The 1,524-nt window shown below is 76.0% G+C and carries 1 protein-coding gene and 2 pseudogenes; all 3 read right to left on the bottom strand.

Annotated elements, in window-relative coordinates; translation table 11 throughout:
• Positions 1-516: pseudogene (locus ACLEQD_RS43160) on the bottom strand (hypothetical protein); the annotation flags it as partial.
• The gene (locus ACLEQD_RS43155) at positions 471-1,253 is read right to left on the bottom strand and encodes a hypothetical protein (RefSeq protein WP_410391756.1); all 783 of its coding nucleotides are present in this window, start codon (positions 1,251-1,253) and stop codon (positions 471-473) included. The gene ACLEQD_RS43155 and the pseudogene ACLEQD_RS43160, both read right to left, overlap by 46 nt.
• A pseudogene (locus ACLEQD_RS43150) lies at positions 1,187-1,524 on the bottom strand (hypothetical protein); the annotation flags it as partial. The gene ACLEQD_RS43155 and the pseudogene ACLEQD_RS43150, both read right to left, overlap by 67 nt.

The following is a 1,524-nucleotide window of genomic DNA, read 5'->3' as shown; positions in this document are numbered from 1 at the left end:
CAGCCGCGCCAGCCGCAGCGTCATCGGCGGCTCCACGTCCGAGACGACGACGTGCAGCGGGGGCTTCGCGGGGGAGGCCGCGGGCACGCCCGTGCTGACCCGGTAGCTCCAGGCCAGGTCCGCCGGCAGGAGGCCCGCGCGGCTGTACAGCGGCGGCGCGGCCAGCACCGCCACGCGGGGGCAGTCGCGCAGCAGGTCCACCAGCTCCCCGGGCACCAGCCCCGTCAGGTCATCGCGCAGGGGCATGGTGCGCGAGGCGTCATAGCGCCCCTGCACCTGGCCCCCCGGCCCGCGCACCACCGTCACCGTGCGCTCGGCCTCCACCGCCGCCGCCAGCACGCAGCCTTCCGGCACGGGCACCTGGAGGCTCTCCGCCACCACCTCCATGGCTTCCCGGAAGGCCCCGGCGTGGCCCGCGCTCACCGCCAGCGTCTGGAAGGCCACCGCCCTGGCGTCGCGCGCGTCCGCGTTCACGCGCAAGAGCGGCTCCGCCTCCGCGATGGTCTGCCGGAGCACCCGCTGGCCCTCGCGCCAGTCGCGGTCCACCTCGAAGCGTCCCCGGATGAGCGTGGCCAGCACGCGCCGCCCGCGTTCTCCCGCAGCGGCGACACCCGGCTCAGCTCCGCGCCCAGGCGTGCCGCGTCGGACGGCCGTGGCGCCAGGCGCGCCAGGTCCGCGAGGATCCACGCCCCCTGGAGCCCGGGGGACTGACCGCACGCCAGCGACTCCTCCAGCTCCTGCCGGGCCTCCTGCGGGCGGAAGCGCATCAGCGCCAGCGAGGCCAGGTTGAGGTGCGCCTGCGTGCGCGCCTTGCAGTCATCGGGCTGACGGGCCAGGGACTCGGTGAGGTAGGCGCGCGAGAGCGCCACCCGCACCTGGAAGCGCGTCGCGTTGGCCAGCATCACCAGCGCTGCGCCCTCGCGGTCCCATTCGCCCAGCGCGGCGGCCTCCTGCCACGCGGTGCTCGCGGACTCCTCCGCCTCCACCAGCCGGTTCGACGCGGTCGCGCGGCTGCTCAGCTTCAGGAGCACGTCCACGCATCTCAGGGGCAGCTTGTGCGCGTGGCAGTCCTTCAGCGCCTCCCGCAGCCGGTCCCCGGCCTGGGCCCCCTGTCCCGCCAGGTCGTCCAGCCGCGCCTCCTCCATCGCCACCCGCGAGAGGACCCACGGATCCGTCTCCCCCACCGTCAGGGCGCGCAGCTCTTCATGCGTGCGCGCCACGCCCGGCGTGCGCAGGAGCGCGCCCAGCAGCACGTCCTTCGCCGTGGCCTCCTGGCGCAGCCGTTCAATGAGGCTCGCCGGACTGGGATGCGCGTCCTGCACCAGCTTCGCGTACTCCCGCGCGAGCGCGCCCGGCGCGTGAAGTCCAGCGCCGCCACCCGCCGCACGGTGTCCTCCAGCACGGTGCCTCCGGCCGCGTGGTCCAGCACCCGGGCCAGCGGCAGCAGCGCCTCCACCCGGGCGGGGTCCTCCGCCGTCGCCAGCAGCTCGTAGAAGGACTCGCGCGCCAGGCCCGGGAAGCGGG

The organism is Corallococcus sp. 4LFB, assembly GCF_046520365.1.
Taxonomy (GTDB): Bacteria; Myxococcota; Myxococcia; order Myxococcales; family Myxococcaceae; genus Corallococcus; species Corallococcus caeni.
This window is presented reverse-complemented; position numbering and strand designations above follow the sequence as displayed.